We start from the raw sequence: 353 nt of genomic DNA, 5'->3' as shown, positions 1-353 counted from the left end.
ACTACAGCAAAACTTGCTGACGCATCCGTAACCAACGCCAAGCTTGCCAACACTTCAGTTGGAACAACAAAACTTCAGGACGAAGCAATCACAACAGCAAAAATTGCTGATGGTGCCATTACTTCCAATAAACTCGCTGCCGGTCTTACGATCCCTCCTGGCGGAGCCGCCAGCGGAGATCTGACCGGAACTTTCCCCAGTCCAGCTATAGCTGCGAATGCCATCACTTCAGCCAAGCTTGCTAATGATGCCGTGACAACTGTTAAGGTTGTTGATGGTGCTATCACCACTGCAAAGCTGGATGCTAACGCTGTCACTACAGCGAAAATCGCTGACGCTTCAGTAACTGATGT

The 353-nt window shown here is 49.6% G+C and carries 1 protein-coding gene; it reads left to right on the top strand.

Annotated elements, in window-relative coordinates; translation table 11 throughout:
• Nucleotides 1–353, top strand: a 353-nt coding sequence (locus tag D9Y29_RS26615) for a hypothetical protein (protein ID WP_206513882.1), incomplete at both ends; no start/stop codon positions are given.

Origin of the sequence: Pseudoflavitalea rhizosphaerae (assembly GCF_003991355.1) — a bacterium.
Taxonomy (GTDB): domain Bacteria; phylum Bacteroidota; class Bacteroidia; order Chitinophagales; family Chitinophagaceae; genus Pseudobacter; species Pseudobacter rhizosphaerae.
The sequence above is the reverse complement of the archived record's forward strand: the minus strand, read 5'-3'. Positions and strand labels throughout refer to the sequence as shown.